General features: G+C 41.6%; 10 protein-coding genes. All 10 read right to left on the bottom strand.

Annotation, left to right across the window (positions count from 1 at the left end; genetic code table 11):
• Positions 1-506: 506 nt before the first annotated feature.
• The 10 genes from A8708_RS36825 to A8708_RS14300 all read right to left on the bottom strand — a co-directional run bounded on the left by A8708_RS36825 (position 507) and on the right by A8708_RS14300 (position 18924).
• A complete protein-coding gene (locus tag A8708_RS36825) occupies positions 507-2513 on the bottom strand; it encodes a LuxR C-terminal-related transcriptional regulator (protein WP_068664577.1) in 2007 nt (668 codons plus the stop codon).
• Between the two features lie 161 nt (positions 2514-2674).
• Entirely contained in the window at positions 2675-3490 is an 816-nt protein-coding gene (locus A8708_RS14340) for a carbohydrate ABC transporter permease (protein WP_068664491.1), read from the bottom strand.
• 15 nt (positions 3491-3505) lie between these two features.
• Complete coding sequence (locus tag A8708_RS14335) at positions 3506-4399, bottom strand: carbohydrate ABC transporter permease (RefSeq protein ID WP_068664576.1); 894 nt, start codon at positions 4397-4399, stop codon at positions 3506-3508.
• 121 nt (positions 4400-4520) lie between these two features.
• Entirely contained in the window at positions 4521-5843 is a 1323-nt protein-coding gene (locus A8708_RS14330) for an ABC transporter substrate-binding protein (protein WP_068664489.1), read from the bottom strand.
• A gap of 11 nt (positions 5844-5854) precedes the next feature.
• Complete coding sequence (locus A8708_RS14325; protein ID WP_239696686.1) at positions 5855-6733, bottom strand: HAD-IIA family hydrolase; 879 nt, start codon at positions 6731-6733, stop codon at positions 5855-5857.
• Between the two features lie 221 nt (positions 6734-6954).
• A complete protein-coding gene (locus tag A8708_RS14320) occupies positions 6955-7503 on the bottom strand; it encodes a glycerol-3-phosphate responsive antiterminator (RefSeq protein WP_068664487.1) in 549 nt (182 codons plus the stop codon).
• Between the two features lie 97 nt (positions 7504-7600).
• Positions 7601-13000, bottom strand: a complete 5400-nt coding sequence (locus A8708_RS14315) for a glycerophosphodiester phosphodiesterase family protein (RefSeq protein ID WP_068664485.1) — start codon at positions 12998-13000, stop codon at positions 7601-7603.
• Positions 13001-13341: 341 nt separating this feature from the next.
• A complete protein-coding gene (locus tag A8708_RS14310; RefSeq protein ID WP_239696684.1) occupies positions 13342-13719 on the bottom strand; it encodes a hypothetical protein in 378 nt (125 codons plus the stop codon).
• Between the two features lie 260 nt (positions 13720-13979).
• Entirely contained in the window at positions 13980-14417 is a 438-nt protein-coding gene (locus A8708_RS14305) for a hypothetical protein (RefSeq protein WP_068664481.1), read from the bottom strand.
• Positions 14418-14436: 19 nt separating this feature from the next.
• A complete protein-coding gene (locus A8708_RS14300; RefSeq protein ID WP_068664479.1) occupies positions 14437-18924 on the bottom strand; it encodes an NACHT domain-containing protein in 4488 nt (1495 codons plus the stop codon).
• Positions 18925-19108: the final 184 nt, after the last annotated feature.

Raw genomic sequence — 19108 nt, 5'->3', positions numbered from 1 at the left:
ATACCAGGAGAATCGATCCCCAGTAGAACGCAAAAAAACCCTCAGGGAAGTTGATCCTGATGGCCTTATTAACTGGAAAATATACAGCTATTTATGAGTAATTTCCTCATAAACTCGATTTAACTGTAAAACATGTAGTTAATGCTAGCATTTTTATTTAAATTGGTAAAAATGGTTTAAATTAGATGTAAAATTTCCATTTATTCTGCATTTAGTCGGCAAAACTGAAAATTTAACTGTAGAGAATCCAGTTATTCACCGCAAGCACGCTTTGTAGCTCATGTCCGTAACGCAGCAAAAACCACACCTGATGCATGCTCTTCTGAGTCAAAGGGATAGTGCGAATAGGCGGGCAAATATGGCTTTAGCGGCTTTCAGGAGTTTAAAAATTCCTATCCCAAAAAGCCCACGCCGCAAACGGGTGTGAGCTTGATGAATTGCGTATAAATGACTAGAAACGGTCTTCTTTCGTCCGTGTGCTAACAGAGGATTCGGCAGTCAGCTTATTAGCTTATTAACGGATTACTCGCTAGCAGTTTGATCAATTGGGTCCTACCCTTTACAGAGAGCTTGCTGTAGATAGAGCTAACGTGCTTCTTAACTGTAATTTCACTGACATACAGCACCCTGGCAATTTCCAAATTGGTCAGCCCATCGAGAACAAGCGCAACAACCTCCCGTTCCCGCTTCGTCAGCTGCAAATCCTGTCCACTGGATACTACTTGCAGCTCATCCGGGAACCCGCCTCTTTTTAATAAAAATCGTAGAAATGCCTCCAGCTTATCTCCGCGGGTATCCAGCACGAAGGTCGGAGTTGGTGTCTTGTCATCGTAGTTCTGATGGATAATTCCTGGTGCCAATTGAAATCCGAGATTCAAATGCCCTTCATAAAAAAATCCCAGAGGAGGCGGGGACGTAATGAATATACCGCCTGAACACATGTACGAAAACATCAAATACATTGTCTCAATGACCATATCTGAATTTTGCCAATCTCCATAATCAATTGTCCGTATAAACCATCCAGCCTTGTCAGGAGGTTCAACCTCCAGAAGTGTGATATCATCTTGCGACAGGGAGGATAAATAGGGTTTCGCGAACGGATCATCCATCAGAACAGGCAACGTCGACTTTTCTATAGGAACGATTACTGCGAGACCTGCCACTCTTCCATCTGCGGAACGAAGGAGCATGGCCGCTTGTTGATCAAGCTGGACCCACTTGCGTAAATCCAAATGCTTGATTGTAAGCGTCATATCCTCCTTCCCGACGAACTCATCGTAGGACTCATCCGTTTCTGGATCCATACCCGCCAGTGTTAGCGGAGTCGCTTCATCCAGCCTTAACCGCATATAAGCTTCGCCTTCGTGCAGATTAGTTAGCGTTAGTGGCTCCCATGTATATTGACCTCTGGCATAAGATTGAATGAGTGCACGAATGACCGGGATGCCCGTATAGTAAAAAAGCTCGCCTACCTCCCAATCAGTTCTTCGGTAAGGAGCAGAATGACGAATCCGTGCCGCATAATATTGCGCCGCTCGTCCCCTCAGCCGTTCAAAATAAACCGGAGTTCGCTCCTCCAGTTGCTTGCGCATCGCGAGCCGCATTAAGTCGTGGAGCATCCAGCCTCGTTCTGTCTTACGTACAAAAGAAAAGGAAATCAGATTACTGAATGTTTCGTCATCCACTTCTTGGTCCATAATCACCTGCAATACCTCGCGATTAATACGAAGCAGAACGCCAGCCGCCTCTACTACTTTGCGCAGATGGGCGTCAGGTACCTCGCGCAACCACGCCTTGGCTAGGTGATCAAACCATCCTGTATCTTCTGTTGACGTGTGCATCCAATCCACATTGGGATTAACATCCGCCGCTAGTGAAAGCGCTAACGGATGACCGCCTGTTTTAAACCAGATCCGTTCGATTTGTTGAACTTCCTTAATACCACTTTGTTGCAGATATACCGCACTTTCCGCATGAGTTAAATTCCCGAGCGGCATGAAAAGTAAGCGCTCCCGAATAGCGGGGGAAACGACCCATGTCCCCTTCAGCTTATATCGGCCTGCAATCAGCAGCAGCATATTGTCTGGCAGCCATTTAATAAAGTGATCCCGCAGCCAGCCGTCTAGCTCACCCATTTCTTCATAGGTGTCTAACGCCAGAACGATTTTCACTTCCGCCGCTAACTGGTTAAGCTTGGCCAAGCAGGCTTCCATCGGATTCCGGTGCAATATCCGCTCCCCAGGAGACAGCTGCATAAGCAGCTCGCGGCACAACGAATCACCCTTATGATTAAAGTCACGGCTATCCAGGTACAGCATAATAACCCCTGCCCGCTGCGCCTGTCTGCGAAACGAATCAAGAAGAAAACTTTTCCCAACACCTGCCGTGCCGTATACATTCCAGATAGTCTTGCCATCTACGGCACCCTCCGTGATACTCCGACCAAAAAGTTCAAGCTGCTCACTCCGACCACCAATAAACTGATCCTGGCGTTCATCGATCATACTCATTGTTGTTAAGTGAGGGCTTGAAATCGGTGCTTCCTTTTCATTTGCCATGATCACCATTCCCACTTATCGGCATTGAATTCATAACAAATTTTAACACATTTTCTAGGAACGATCCTAGGTTATTTATGTGAGAGAATGAAAAAAGGACCAAAAGGTCCCCTTTATTTAATGCCTGAATGCATGAAACTTTCTACAAACTGACGTTGAAAGACGAAGAAAGCGGAGAGCAGCGGGAGGATAACCAACACAGTAGCCGCCGTTACCGTTCCCCATTGTGCGCCAGTCTCAAACGATTGGGCAAAAATCGCAATTCCGACCGTGAGCGGTCTCGTCTCAATAGAGTTCGTGATGATCAGCGGCCACATGAAATCGTTCCAGTGCGCACTGACGGAGATTAATCCAAACGCGATATAGGTCGATCTAGCTGATGGCAGATATACATGCCAGAGCGTCTGCCACCACCGGCAGCCATCCATCCTCGCAGCTTCATCCAAATCAATGGGAATTTGTTTAAAGGTTTGTCGCAACAAGAATACACTGAACGAAGATGCCCAATAAGGCAGCATGATCGCTAATTTCGTGTCAACCAGGCCCAATTCTTTCATAATCGTGTAATTTGGAAAAATGAGAATGTCAGGCGGTATCATGATTTGGATAAGAAAGAGCATGAACATAACGCCTCGACCTATGAAATGTAATCTAGCAAATGCATAAGCTGCAAGTGTTGCCGTAATCAGTTGTGCAGCTAGCACGCCAAGGACAATGATAACCGTATTCGAATAGTATTGAACAAAAGGTATCGTTTGCCAAGCGGCCATATAATTATGAAAGGTAGGATGCTGAACCGCAAAAGGATTCACTCGGGTAATGACTTCACTGGACGGCGTAAACGAAGTAAAAACAGCCCACACGAGCGGTACAGCAAAAGCAATCGCCAGCAACGCGATGACCAAACGATTCGTGACTTTTACGACCATGATGCTGACTCCTCTCTAGTAATGGATGCGTTTATCCAGGTAGGCATAATTAAAGATAGAAATACTAAGCAAGATAACGAGCAGCACCACGGTCAGGACCGATGCTTTGCCCATATCCCAGAAGCTGAAAGCCGTCTCATAAATATGATATAACAGCACATTACTTGCGTTATTCGGACCACCTTTTGTCATAATGTACAGGTGATCTACCAATTTAAACGAATTCGTCGTGGCAATTACCATTACGAACAGTGTTGTCGGCATTAGGAGAGGGAACGTCAGGTTACGGAAAGTTTGGAGAGGACGTGCTCCCTCCATTTCTGCAGCTTCGTATACTTCTTTCGGTAGATTCTGCAAGCCAGCCAGATAAAAAATCATAAAAAATCCAGCTTCTTTCCAGATCACCATGACCATCATTGAGAAGAGAACCCAATGCGGATCACCTAACCAATGTTGGGTCGGTATGCCGAACACGCCTAAAAACTTATCGAGCAAACCATAACTCGGTGTATAAATAAACAGCCATATATTGGCGATAGCAATCATTGGAATGACCGTCGGATAGAAAAATAGTGCACGCAATAAGCCTGTGCCTCTGAGCTTGTTATTGACCCAAATGGCTACATACATGGCTAGTAAAATACTTACGGGAACCGTGCCGATAGCAATCAGCACATTATTTCTCAACACTTTCAAGAAAATGTCGTCTTGAAAGACATGCATATAGTTATCCAAGCCGACAAACGTCTTGTCGGTGAAGTCGGAGCTGTACAAGCTCCAGTACATCGATTTTATGATGGGATAGAACGTAAATAAGCCCAAGAATAGCAGGGAAGGCAAAAGCAAGGCATAGGCGAATCCATTTTCTCTCCAGTTGATCTTCCTCTTCGTTCGAAGTGACGGTTGCATCAAGGAATTTCCCTCTTTCTCACAAGTGGTGAAAGCCTGAGGAAGGGAAGCGCAGGCCACTAACATGGAGTTTACCTCCGTTAGCCGAACGCTTCCCTGCCTTTGGTACTTCTACTTGCTGCTATTTTTGAAAGCTTTTTAGAATGTCATCCGCTTGCTGTTGGGATTTGTCCAATGCTTCTTTCGGCGTCATCGTTCCTAGCAAGGCTGCTTGGATGTTATCGTTAAATAGCTTCGTCACTTGACCATTCTGGTAAGTTGAGAGCTCGCTGTCCGCATACTTCAATTGATCTCTGGCTACAGCCGCTTGCGGGAAATCTTTGATATAGTTCTTCAGCTTATCTGTCTCATAAGCAGCTTTCGTCGTACCAACATAACCAGTGTCGATAGACCATTGCGCTACTCGATCTGGCTGTGTCAAGAACTGAATGAATTTAACGGATGCTGCTTTGTGGTCATCGGGAATATTTTTGAATACATACAGATTGCCGCCGCCTGTTGGTGAACCATACTTTTTGTTGGCAGGCAAGAATGCTACGCCGAAGTTGAATTTCGCATCGGTTTTGACTTTGGTCAGATTCCCTGTTGTATGATACATCATGGCCGTTTTCCCGCTAATGAAATCGGATGGAACCGTTGCCCACTCGAGTGTACCTTCTGGCATCACTTTATCCTTACGTCCTAAATCCGTGTAAAATTGCAAGGCTTCTTGCACTTCCGGTTTGTTGAAGAACACTTGCTTGCCGTCGGCTGAAACAATATTAGTACCCGTTTGGAGGGATAAAGCTTGCGTCATCCAATACTGATACCCCGTGCTTGGGATTTCAAGACCCCACTGCGATTTGTCACTGGTCGTGAGCTTAGCTGCATATTCCTTCAGTTCCGTCCAATTCGCAGGTGCCTTCTCTGGATCAAGACCTGCCTTTTTAAACAAATCCTTGTTGTAATAGAGCACGATTGTACTGCGTTGGAAAGGCACGCTCCAGACTGTATCCCCTGACTTGGTGTTCCCCATGAACGCTTCATAGAAGCTGCTGAAATACTCTTTGGAGAAACGAGGGGTCAGATCTTCAATCGCCTTCATAGAAATTAAGCTATATAAATCGGTGGAAAGCAGCACGGCAAGGTCTGGTGAATTGCCCCCTTGTACAGCAGTTGCAACCTTGGTCATCGTATCTTGATAGCTGCCGCCATATACAGGTTTTACCGTAATCGTTGGATTTTCTTTGTGGAAATCATCAGCTAGCTGATCAATTAACTTGGTAATAGGTCCCCCTACCGCTACTGGAAAATAAAATTGCAGTTCAACTGGCTTCGTGTTCGCTGTTGCTTCCGTGCTTGCTGTAGGTGCTGCAGCTGTCTTGGTATCCGTACTGCTCTCACCTTTCGCGCAAGCTGTTGCTACCATAGTTACCATTAGTAAAGATACGAGTGCTTTTTTCATTGTTTTTCCTCCTAAAGGTGATGTAATTTAATTTCACTTAACTCATTCAAAATATAATCAGGTGCAATGCCTGTCCTTGCGATGTCGTTCTTAGTGTCAGCACCAGTAAGCACCAGTGCGGTGTACATATCGTTCGAATTTCCGAATTGAATATCCGTGGACAGCCGATCGCCAACCATTAAGCATTGTGATGGCAGAATATTCAGTTGATCGAAGGCTTTCTGCGCATAGTACGCAGACGGCTTGCCAATCACATGAACCGTCTTCTGAAGGCTGGCCGTTTCCAGTGCTTTGACGAGTGACCATGTATCCGGAATCACCCCATCATCAATCGGACAGAAAGGATCGGGATTAGCAGCGATCAGCTTGGCGCCATTTCGCAGGGCATTCACGCCAGCGGTTAGCTTTTCAAAAGTAAACTGTCTATCTAATCCGACAAGCACATGCGTCGCATGCAGCGGATTATCCGTCGTCGCGACTCCATTACGCGCTAATTCTTGCTCCATGGCCACTTCACCGATCATCAGGACAATGGCATCCGGCTCAAGCTCTTGAAAATATTTCCCTGCCACACATAAAGCGGTGAGAACTTCATCTACTTCGCAAGGCACCCCTAGTTCGTTAAGTCGTTGATGCACGCTTTCCTTGGTACGAATCGTCGTATTCGTAACGAACATTAGCGATTTGTCTTGCTCACGCAGCCAGTTCACGGTGCTCAATACACCTGGTAGAAGCTTACTGCCCGAATAGATGGTACCGTCCAAATCGAATAAATAGCCTTTGAATGTATGCAACGCCTTACTGCTTTTCCTTTCGTGTGTTCGCTGCATATGCTGGATATTCATTTTGTCATCGATCCCACGTTCAGGAAATCTAGTTGTATCTGTCACAGTACTGCCTCGCTTTCAATAAAAATAACCCTTATCCAAAAATGCACGAAAACAAGCCAATTCAGAGGATGACAAGCATGCTCCTGCTTATTTTCACATTTTTCTGGACAAGGGTTTTCTCCTGGTCTCGACCCGATGTTTCAGTTGGTGTGAAATTCATAATTTAACTATAGATGATAAATGTAATCGGAGAATTAGCGGAATATAGTTGTTTTGTAAACTTAACGTCTACTCCACATGCTTGGATCTCCAATGGAAATGTAATCTGCACCACTAGCTAGTGCTTCCGCGATTTCATTCTCGTATCGAATAAGCCCTCCGACGATCAACGGTTGCTTGATTGTGCTCTTCAACTCTTTGATCACTCTCGGCATCAAGCCTGGCATGAGCTCAACTTCGTCCGGCTGTGTGCTGTTGATCATCCGAACTGCCGTTTGTAGCGCAGCCGTATCTATAATAAAAATACGCTGTATGCTCTTGATACCAGCTTGTCTAGCTGCCGCAACGGCATTGGACTTTGTCGTAACGATACCGTCCACTTTGAACTTCCCAGCTAAATACCCGACTGCGTGTGCATCCCGGCCAAGGCCGCCAACCATCTCCAGATGGACATACACTTGCTTGCCTGCCTGATGAAGCTGTTCCATGATGGATTCCAAATTGCCAATATGACCCGTCATTAAATTAACTCGCGTTACATCACTTTCAAGTACCTTCGCGAGCTGATCGTCTTTGGTCACTGAAGCTATAATTGGGTACTTCTTCAACATGCTCCCCACCCCCACTTTAACCTTAACAAACATTTGTTTGCTCAGGATTAACATCCCCTTCGCCATTCTTATCTTGAAGGGGATGTTGACCTAGCTCTTAGTTAGAAAAGTGTAGAGCTTGCAGCATGCGGCTTAGCATCACTGCACTTTCTGCACGAGTGCCCGTACTTAGCGGTGCAAAGGTATTGCTATCTCTGCCATTAATAATCTGCAGTGTGGCAGCTGTTCGGATCGCATTCTTGGCCCACTCGGCAATTTGCGATTCATCGCTGAAGGTGACCGTGCCAGTTGGTTTCAATTCCCCTTTATAACCTGCGAATTGAAGTGCTCGGCTAATCATAACCGCCATTTCCTGTCTAGAAATCGGAGCATCTGGTCGGAAAGTGTGATCTTCATAGCCACTTACGAGTCCCGCATCAACCGCAAGGTTAATTGCAGTCGCATACCAATCCGCAGGTTGAACATCCTTAAAGCTTGTAACCATCGCATTGGATGAGGATAAACCAAACGATCTCACCAATAGAGCGGCAAACTCGGCTCGTGTTACTTGTCGATCAGGTGCAAAGCTCGCAGCCCCTACACCTTGTACGATCATTTTATTCGCCATGGATTCCACGGTCTGTTTGGACCAATGATGCTTCAAATCGCTGAACGTCACTGGGTTAGCTAGTAGAAGATACGTACTGTTCGTGCGGCTGTAAATGAGAACATCATTGCCTTGCTTTACGAATGGAACCGGATTATACACGGTATTGCCTTTCGCATCTTGTTCTACCCGAACAGCAGCCATTGCCTTCATGTCCGTTGCGGCATCCAGCTTGATGGATCTAGCAATAAACTGGTTGAAGGTAGATATTTCTTCACCCTTGCCTTCACCTGTTCCTACCGTAAGCGTAAATTCAACAGCCCTTTTAACATCTTTGCCAGTTGCACTAGCATCTGCTGCAGCTTGTGCATTCAAAGAGATTTGAATAGTCAAGTTCAGCTTATCTTGTGTCGTCCCTAGCTTATTTGCCCAAGCTTGCAGATCTACTTCTGGCAGATTCAGCTCGTATGAGCCAAGTTCTGACTGAATGATGGCTGTACGATGGCCTGTATCTGACAACGCTTGAATGGCAGCAGGTGTCAGGATCGCAACCGCTTGATCCTTCTTCTCATTCAATGGTACGTTAACAATTATCTTATTGTCCGCTCCTGATTGTTGGTTGGCCGATTGAATCATTGCTTCCGTCACTGTTAAAGCAGGATTCTTAGTTCCCGTCCCACTATCAACGCTGCCAACTCCTTGCTCACTGTCGTCTGGTACGATTGGCTCACTCGGTGCATTCAGTGTAATTGGCTGAGTATACAAATCATACTTTTGACCGTCATTCATCGTATAGGTGTATCGTAATAATGCATGTCCTACACCTGAACCCTTACCAGTCGCTGTTACCTCATTACCATTTACTTCAAAGGATGTTTGCCCATCCAACATCACAATCTCAGGAGTGATACTTGCCTTATCTCCTTTGTAAGTTGTCACACTAGCTGGAATCGGAATTGTTTCATCCTTTTTAAGCGTGAACCCCAACTTCTCCGTCGTAATCGCCGCAGCCATGTCTGCAGCCCAGTTGGCATAGTCAGTCGTTAAGCCCCAAGCCCCATTAATGAGAAAACGATTAAACGTTGGCCGATCATTGAGTGTCCACGGTGAAATCAAGATGCCACGATGTTTAGCAGCCTCCATGAAACTTTGCGAGATACCACCGTACCCATTATTGAATGTTGCATTCAAAGGCTGGATGGAGCTAAGTACTGTGCGCAGCATGCCTTTCACGTTGTTCCCGCCAGATAAGCTCGATAGAAGGCCGGAAGGCATCGTCGGCATTAAGCTGTTCATACGCGTGATCTGATTGGCAACGAACGACATGTTGTCGATGTCAGCTTCCGCATTTTTCGATTGAACCAACTGAACGAAAGCGTCAATGGCCGCAGGCGTGGACGTCTTAATCTCGTTCATGATCATTTTGCCCCGCTGCTGAACAAGGTCAATCTGTTCTTCCAATGTTGGTATTTTCACATTCGGATAGTCGGTCGGATGTGGCTTATTGGCATTCAGCGCCTTAATTTCGGCCAATGTATAATTCTCAATGTTGCCTGTGCCATTCGTTGTTCCCTTCAAATCACCATCATGATGAATGACGAGATAACCATCTTTAGAAATATATACATCATTCTCAATGAAATCTGCCCCATTATCTAATGCCAGAATATTACTTTCAATCGTATTCTCTGGCGCAGCCGACGGTAATCCGCGATGCCCAATAATGTACGGTTTGCGAATTAGGGTTGCGTTCTTATCGTACACGCTTAAAGCCGTGAAAGCCGCACTTGGTGTGTCCGTCACAATCCCATTAACCCCAGCTGTGATCAGCGTATGCAAGGCAAGATTTTTCCCAGCAGCTGTCGAAGCACTTTCATTTTTCGCCCAGACCATGATCGTTCGCAATTGCAAATAGTTCGTATTGTCTCTTGTAGCAGCAGCCTGTGGAAGCACCGCAATATGCGCAAGGCTTGCATTGGTAATCTGACGAATCTCTAACAGCTGATCTAGGCTCTCAATCGTTTTACTGGTAAAATCCACAATTCCACGTATGATCGGATACGCTTGTCTAGCCTTTTTAACCAAATCGCCATTACCGGATATTACAAATACATCCTCAAGGCTATTCGCTTTCAAATACGGCACCAAGGCATCTACCGTCTGCTCATCCTTCACATAGAAGGCAGCCATCGTTCGCGTACCAAGCGTACTCAGAATAGCATCCAAATCTCCAATCACCGTTTGGTTGCCTGCTTCTGTCACTTTAAGCTCTTGGTTAATATGCAAAATAGCCGTAGCAGGTATGGCCGTACCTGTCAGTTTGGATACATCGCTTGCAGTCGCAATCTCCGTTACAACCGTGGAAGCCATCGCAATTTTCGTCGTAGGCTCCGTTACACTTACATATTTCTGAGTCGCAGATAGCGGCAGCGCATTCTGTTGCAGCGTAATTCGAATGTTGTCTACTCTCATTTTGCTGCCATTTGCTTGTAAACCGATTCTTCCTTTGGTATACAAACCGGCATTGTCCGTATCCACAACAACCTTGTCGTTAATCATCTCCATCACACGATTGTCAAATGCCTTTACCGTATAATGGTACAATTTGCTAGAGTCGATCGCTTCTGTAAAAGCCCCCGTATCCATGACATTCCAAGCATTCGATGCATCTCTTTCAGCAAATTCTATACCGTTTGCCGCTGTAGCGTCTTTTCTAACCGCCATCTGATAATACGGATAATCATTATTCTGAATCCGATACATGAGAGAATGCCATCTGGCATTATCGTTAGCTTGCAAATGTGTCACATCAGCTTCGATTTTATAATTGCCAAATGCCCCTAGGAAATCTGGTAAAAGAACACGCGACGGATTATCTGGTGATGCTGCTGCATCCAATTCAAATCCACCTGTTTTAACAACAGCTTTGCTCGCTGTCGTTCCTTCTTTGCGTGTCCAGCCAGGAGGAAGTGTTCCTTCCGTTAGCTGATCGAAATTTTCTTCATAAAGCACATATTCGCTATCCGCTGCTTCTTTCGCTACAACATACATTGAAATGGTAACGCCGTCTTTTTGAGCAGATAGGCTGTAAACCCCTTTTTGGAGAACACTCAGACTGCCACCGTTCACAACAGCGGAAGGACTGCTAGATGTCCAGGTCAAATCGCTGCCTATCACGGTTCCTGACGTAAAATTACTAAATTCTGCCTTTAAGGTGACACTAGATAAGGGTAGTGGTTGGTTTACTGTAGCCAAGAAATAACCATTATCGTGCTTGAGAGAAGTTACTTTCGCTGGCACCGTACTCGGTGTTACAGTTACTTCTTGCAAGAACTCCGCCCTATCGTAGACCACCCTGATCATAGCTTTTCCCGCCTTGATTGGGTATATGGCATTATTCGAAATTTTGATAATCGACTCATCCGAGGAGTAATATTTGAATGATTTATTGGTCATAGCTTCACTGATACCATCCGAGTAGTACACACTGCCTGTAACACTAATTGGTCCGCTCAACGCTTCCATCGTGGCAGGTACAACGAGATCCAGCCGATCAGCCGTGATTCGCGTTACCTTCAGGTTGTCGAACGAGACCTTGCTTTGATCAACTTGAAGTCCTACCTTGCCACTTTCCATGACGACAGTCGTAGGCAGGGTTGTGTCGGTTACCATGGTATAGCTCGGATCTAACTTTGCCTTCATATATTCCTTGACGTTATTCCCAAAAATCCGTACCTTCATCGTGTAATCGGAATTCATCGTCAACGCTCTCCAAGACCCCGAAATTGGCGTTGGTGAATACCAGCCGCCGTCCGATTTGCGATAGGCAAATTCATAGGTACCATTTTGACGGATAGCCATCTGATTGTAAGGCACTTTCCCCGTCGATGGGACTCTGAACATGAGGGATGCCCATCTTCCTGAATCCAGTACGGATTCGAACCTTACATCTGCTTCAACCGTGTAGTTGTCCCATTGGACCGGAGCGACAATTCGCCCCTGCTTCCCCGAAGCCTTGCCATCAAACGTCATTCGTCCATTGCCGTATGTATCCTGCACGACGGAAAACGATGGGCTTCCCGCGTTCACATCAGAAATCCATCCATAAGGAATCGTGCCCGTCGGATTCGCATCGAAATTTTCTTGCAGTAGCACCGGATTCACCGGATCTGTCACGGGATTGCTATCCATGAGGTTTATCACACCAAAACCTGAGGTATCATTCCAGAATGAGCTCGATTGGTACGCACTCCAGTAACTGTTTCTTTGCTGCGCAGCGTCCGCTCCATAGCGGTCTGTTACCCCAACTTCCAAGCCCAACTTCTTCGTCAGCACAGGATCCATCTTCAACATATCCCATGGTACTGCCGTTTCTAATGACCACCCCGTTGCCGTTTTCTTGATCGCCCGCAAAATCTTATTCGAATCCTTACTGCTTTGACCATTGGTCGCAGCCCCAAAGTGAAACTCAGGAGAAGTCGAATCCGCTCCATACACAAATCCAAGTTGCATATCATCTGTGGCATATGGAGAAGACTGATGCATCGTAGGATCTAGAAAGAAATTAATGTTATCCTGCTCAAACCAATTCCCCGTGCCAGCTGCCATCAGGCTCTCATCATCGGCCTTAACCCCAATGTATAGGTACTTATTGTCCCAGAGCATACCGAACTTACTATCTTTAGACGTTCCATTACCCGTTTGTTTCGTTAAACGTTGGTTAATTGACCAGATGGTCTCATCCAAATCCCCATCGATTACTGGGGCATTAACCGTCTTCCTCACATCGAGCGAATTTCTTGCATCATCCGCGGCGTGTGCCTCTTGGACATTTATTAGACCAAATGGTGCTAAACTAGTGACTAATGTAGCGACTAGAAGACTACTCAAAACCTTTTTATACCGTTTCATAGAATCAACCCTTTCTCGTAAAATGGATGAATGCATCTTTATGTACACATTACTAACAGAAGTAAGCCACTTTCTATCGTCTTGACATCCTCCTATCCCTTTTGGAAAACACAAAAAACCCTTCACGCATACAAATGATCTCGACTAGTTTTCACTAGCCATCATTTGCTGCCATGAAGGGTTTTCTCCGCGTCTCCTACCCTTGCCCTGTTCAGTTGTCCTATTGCTATTCTAGCTATGGAGTGTTATTGAAGTGTTATCCGTGGGATAAGAAATTGTAAAGTATTTTGTGAGGACTGATCATGTAGCACACCTATCATGTAATCAAATTCTCCCATCCATTAATAAGAACTTACCCAATACCAGTTTTTATCAATTCGCTTTACTTCTTTATAATCCCCACCAAAATCCTCATTTTGTGGCTCTTGGTCATAGGAGGAATAAATAAATCCCGAAAAGTTATCAAGAATCCCCCGAAACGTAAAGAAAAACACCTCTTGCCCATTATCCTCAATCAAAATATCTCCTCCACCTTTTGAAAGGTGTTGATACTTTTCCGGCAAGTGAATGATTGAATTGTTATAGGAAACATTGGGAGATATTTTCTCTGATTCAATTAGTTGAAGTACTTCTTGTCTTTCTTCTCTATTAACTGCGAAGTCGAGATTTATCATTAATTGCGTAAATGGGAAAAAGAAATACAAAAGTATGGAAATCATGTGTATTAAGAACGGTTTCCATGACTTTCTTTTTACAAGAAAACCGAGCGAAACAATTAACGTAGTAAGAAAAATACAGAATACGCATAACCAGACAAATGGCATTAAGAAGGGCGTGACGATATCCATTAAACTCCATTGAAATAGACAAGTTAACATTAAAAGAAAACTACTTAGAAGTGATAGAAGTAAAACAATGATTTTCGAATAATTTCTTTTTTCGTCCAATACTATCTCACCTTTTTGATAAAATCGTGCCTTTACTTACTGGCAAGCTTTTCTCGTAGCCTATGTAACCCTTTAGCAAGTTCTTCTCGATTTTTTCTATTCTTTATCCATTCAGGAAGTCTACTTGCTAAGCTCTGATTTCTATTAGGGATTCGTTCTCGCAGTGAGGAAGTAATATAATTATCCAAAAAATCTAGATGTTCTCTGTTATAAGCCCATAGCAGATGACCACAACTGTTAGTTCTTAACCATAAATTTAACCCCATGAAAGTACCACTGCCCCATGAGGCACTAGCTGGATTAGGTAATATTCCACAATTACTGCAAATCAGCTTATATTCATAATTCACACCTATTTTTACACCATTAGAGCATCTATTGCAGTAAGGGCATTCAATAAGAACACCATCTGAACCAAAAAGGAAATCATATAGACTTTCACCTTTGTCTTTAAATCTCGATTCGGTCACAGAAATTAACTCCTTTATTTTAATAAAGAAACAAATTATAACCATTAAATACAATCATTCTGCTATCAGTTTCTTGGTTATTCAAAGGCCATACAATTACTTTCTGCGATCGCTTTAAATAATTTGATATGAAATCTTTTCTTATTAGAAGCAAGTCATCATACTGATCCTCGTATAAATTTAGGCAAACTAGTTCATTCTCAACGTTATTAAATTCAAAAACAGTGTTGCCCATAGACAACTGCAATCCTTGTATTGTCTCTGGGGATAAAATACTAAACTCAATATAATTGCGCATTGCTCCGTCATTTATATCCCATACATACATGACAATCATTTTTTCTTTTAGGAAAGGATGACTGCTATCTTTCCCTCTTTGTTTTTCAAGTAGGTTTCTATATGCTTGTGACCAATAAATTTCCTTTACATATAAGTCTTCAATTGGATGAAAATTCAAATTTATCTCTTGGTTTAGAAAAGACCTCATTTCCTCTAATTCAGTCATTTTCAAAAGGTATGGGTCTGTCGAGCTGTATTTGTTATCGTTCATTTTATATAGAATATGATTCACAGCAATCCAGTCGATGTCGTTTAATTTAATTTCAATTAATGAATTGAAATTATCGAGCAGTTCATGACTAGTTAATAGTCTATCATCTCCAACTATTCTTGTGTCGTATGGGCTGAAGTAATCAATGCTAGGATCTATTTTTCTATGAAAAATGAATTGCCATACTCCCTCGAACTTTATAGTGATATCTTCATTATATCTATCGATAATATAGGGGTTATGGTCTAAATAAATGGACAGAATTTTATTTAGTGCGATCCACTCATACTTCTGTCCGAGACTTTGCGTATGGTCACCTACATCCTTCACACTTAAGTCGAACTCTCCAAATTTGATGTAATTATACCCCATATCAAATATTTCTTTAATCACCATTCTTACGAAGTTAACCCTATATTCCGGTAAAATATAGTCAATAGTATTCGACAGTTCAAAGTGAATATAATCCTCTTTATTAACAGAGATGTTTGTATAACAAGCTTCTAGATTACTTATAATTTTATTTTGACACATATAATGAATATCTATTTCTACACGATTACGGAACGCGTAATATGGATCCAATAGCATTAAATCATCACTCATGGAATCTTTCCTAAGCTTACTAATATCACTTTGGTTTACTTCATAGTAAGTATACCTATTTGTGTAAGGCGGTTTAATATACCTCATATCAATACTCTTACAACGTCCATTAGACAATGCATACTCTATGATTCCTACTAGGTAACTACGAATCATAGCAGAATGAATAACTTCATTTACATCAAAAAACTCTTTGAATACATAATCGGCAAGCTTTTCAACTTCATCCAAACAATTACTATTTAAAACACACCCATATGTAGCACAAAATAACCCTTCTATTATGTATATATCTTTTACAAATCTAAACTTCCTGATGAGATGTAACAAAATATGGATATGATTCTTAAAAAGCTTTACCAATGATTTTATTGAGACATCTCTAACTTGATCATCTGTACTTGCCATAAACCATGTAATATTCATGCCTAACAAATACAATGCCTCTTCGTCAAATCCCAAACTCTCTGTATGATCTTTCCATGCCCACTTCATTATTTGCGTAAAACAATCATTCTTTTTAAAATCCTCACTAACATAAACGGTCCAGAGAGCATTAAAATCATCCAATTGCATATTCATTAAGGATTCATATAAAAAATTTGCATTGTAATAGTGTTTTTTATCAATGGAAAATTTCAAAACTTCATCCCAGAACTTATATAGTTTTCTCGGAGATGAAAAACTTAACACTAATACTTCGTTCAGTATAAAAGAATGGCTTATTCCTGTTATCGCTTCTGGTCTTCTCCACTTGAGACTATTATAGTAGGCCTTCTCCAAATTAACTGAATCATATCTTAATATGTCACGTGGCCAATAGTACATCTCCAATTCGGGAGCTGCTATCTCCGGAAGCTGAACGGCTATTGCTTCAAAAATACCTTGATTAGAGTAATCGTCCATGAGTAAATGATAATACGGATTCATTTCGGAGAAAAAGTTTTTCAAGTTCGTATTGTATTTGTTAATTTCATTTGCTTCAATAATTCTTTTTGCGACAATGAACTCACTAAATAATTCAAAAGTAATATATACGATGTCATCCGTTTTAGAGTTACGCTTGATTGTATTCACGGTTATTACCTGTTCATTTACTAACTCGTCAAAAAAATTCACATTTAGTTTTAAGAATGCCATCTGATTGTTAACTTCTCTAGAAGCGACCTCATAAAGCAAATAGCTATTATTGTATTTTAGTTTAGTATCAATAAAACAGGACAAGGCTAAATTAACTAAATCTCCATGCTTGGGATAGCCTTCTATCCGTAACCTTAAATTATTATTAATCGTTCTGAAGTAGTTATTAAATATACCTTCAATACTATCAGCAGAGTTGTGTTTATCATATGATATGCAATATACCTTTAAAAATAACGGGTTTTTGAATTGATACTTTAGACAGTCATTTAAGGTCAACGGGACTTTATAGTAATTAAAAAACTCTCTAACTGCATGCTCGATATTATCGAACCCATCAAACTCCACTCGCATAACATCATTAATTTCAAAAAAATCTGCAGGAATGACTTCCTTCTCATATGTATCTCTCACGCTCATTACTAGAGCGATGTTACTGTATCTTTTCATACGTTCCACAAAACCACTAATTGAACTTTGCAATATTTTCTTGGAAGTGGCTTCGTTTAGTGCATCAATGAATATAATGACTCGTTCGTTCTGTTCAATCCCATACTCATTGAACACTTCAAAAAAGTCATCCATATCTTCATCAATAGGAATATCTAATTGCTTTTTTATCTGTTGTAGGAATGAGTCCTCGAAATTCACTAATTGGCCCAACAAAAAAATACTAATTTTATTTGTATTTAATCGCCTTAGAGCGTGATTGGTCATGAAATGTGATTTCCCAACTCCCGCACTACCAGTAACAACCACAAAAGGATTTAGAGCAGCTTGAAAAGAGGTATCTTGCAAATATGTATACATCTCTTGAATTTTTTCCAAGAAATAGCTGCTTCTTCTATGAACATTACTTTCATCAATATATCGTTTTAATGAGATAACTACTTCCTCGACTTCACACAAACATTTATTTATCCTATTATTTGAAGAAATCTGCCCCATAATTTGTTGGAGTTTTTTTAAAATATTCGTTATCTCATTATCAGCATGATTATAAAAAAGATTATCTCTTATTAATTCCTCACATTTATCAATCACACTTTTTTTAAATTTATCGTTTAGTTCGATCGCATCAATCAACTCTGAAATCTGCAATTCAACGTTGAGGTTTTCAGAATATCTATTTCCTATATTTCTAATATTTTCTTCCACTCTCCCCCTAAACCATTGCGAACTATACTTATGCTTTTTAAGTACATTTTTATCATTAAATACATCAAGTTTCTGCTCAATTATACCTAACTGCACATTTACACCACTAAATCCCTTAGCTATCGTCGACTCAAGTTCATCAATTTTCAGAACAAGTTCTTGATTCGTATGTTCTTTCAAGTGTTCTTCCGTTTCATTAAGTATTTCTTCCATTAAATCAGTATCTAGACTACGCTCATTAATTTCTGTTTCCGTTGACTTCAAAAAAATCTCTGATAATAATCTATAAAAATATAAATCAACTGATGCATGCTTAGGAATTATTTCACTAAGTAGCTTCATAGCATCTGATTTTAACTTTGTAATAGATGCGTTTGGATTTATATAGTCAAACACCCAATCTATTCGTTTAATGAAGTCTGACATCAATTCATTGTCTGATAATTTCAAATTCAAAACCCTAGAGAGACTTACGATGGATTGATATTCAATTTTTAGTTCATCAATAACCTTTTTCCCTTGCATTTTAGCCGCTGAACTTTTTTTGCTTTCTATTGTGGCAATTTTATTAGTAATATTCTTAAGAAGTGAAGCGCTCACCTCTTCAATATTCGCGCTTAATGTCTTTTGTAGATAAACAACCAATTTAGCGAGTAGTTCCAAATCTTTCTCAGTGACTGGTTGCTTATTTATCCATTCATTAAATAATTCATCTTTTCCCGAAGGTTTTGAATTTGATTCAAAACTAAAATAGCTCTCAGATACATCATGACTAGCAAATAACACAAAAAAATTGTACAAAGTCTTGTGAATATCATCGCTGCCTAGATTAAAAGCAGACGAGTAACACTTAACTTGTGTCCACTTTATGTTTGTTCTTGATTTATTTACTTGTTTAATATCATCCTCAACTTCACAGTAGATAAGGTTCCCAATATTTTCACGGTAATTAGTTAGCCACTGAACTAAAGTCTTTAAATATTGAAACACAAAACCCCTATTAGTTCCGACCGCATCCGTATTTGCCTTAAATATGATTAGCTCCTTCGACATGTCATGTCCCCTTTTATAAAGCTTGTATCTTTACTCCTTTCTTCCAATTATAGTTACTCATAAACTAATCGCCTAGCATTATTTGTCAAAGAATGTTAGATTATCGTTTCCAAAATCATTTCAAACATTCTATTAGTCCCTATTCAAGATATAAGGGTCATTTGCCTAGACATAAAAAAAGGAA

Origin of the sequence: Paenibacillus oryzisoli (genome assembly GCF_001653565.1) — a bacterium.
Classification (GTDB): domain Bacteria; phylum Bacillota; class Bacilli; order Paenibacillales; family NBRC-103111; genus Paenibacillus_E; species Paenibacillus_E oryzisoli.
Note: the sequence above shows the minus strand (reverse complement) of the source record. Positions and strands in the feature narration are given on the sequence as shown.

Excerpts from the sequence above, each read along its gene's own strand:
- A8708_RS14335 (WP_068664576.1), bottom strand. The coding sequence starts at position 4,399 with ATGCAACCGTCACTTCGAACGAAGAGGAAGATCAACTGGAGAGAAAAT.
- A8708_RS14315 (WP_068664485.1), bottom strand. The coding sequence starts at position 13,000 with ATGAAACGGTATAAAAAGGTTTTGAGTAGTCTTCTAGTCGCTACATTA.
- A8708_RS14330 (WP_068664489.1), bottom strand. The coding sequence starts at position 5,843 with ATGAAAAAAGCACTCGTATCTTTACTAATGGTAACTATGGTAGCAACA.
- A8708_RS14340 (WP_068664491.1), bottom strand. The coding sequence starts at position 3,490 with ATGGTCGTAAAAGTCACGAATCGTTTGGTCATCGCGTTGCTGGCGATT.
- A8708_RS14310 (WP_239696684.1), bottom strand. The coding sequence starts at position 13,719 with ATGATTTCCATACTTTTGTATTTCTTTTTCCCATTTACGCAATTAATG.
- A8708_RS14320 (WP_068664487.1), bottom strand. The coding sequence starts at position 7,503 with ATGTTGAAGAAGTACCCAATTATAGCTTCAGTGACCAAAGACGATCAG.
- A8708_RS14300 (WP_068664479.1), bottom strand. The coding sequence starts at position 18,924 with ATGTCGAAGGAGCTAATCATATTTAAGGCAAATACGGATGCGGTCGGA.
- A8708_RS36825 (WP_068664577.1), bottom strand. The coding sequence starts at position 2,513 with ATGAGTATGATCGATGAACGCCAGGATCAGTTTATTGGTGGTCGGAGT.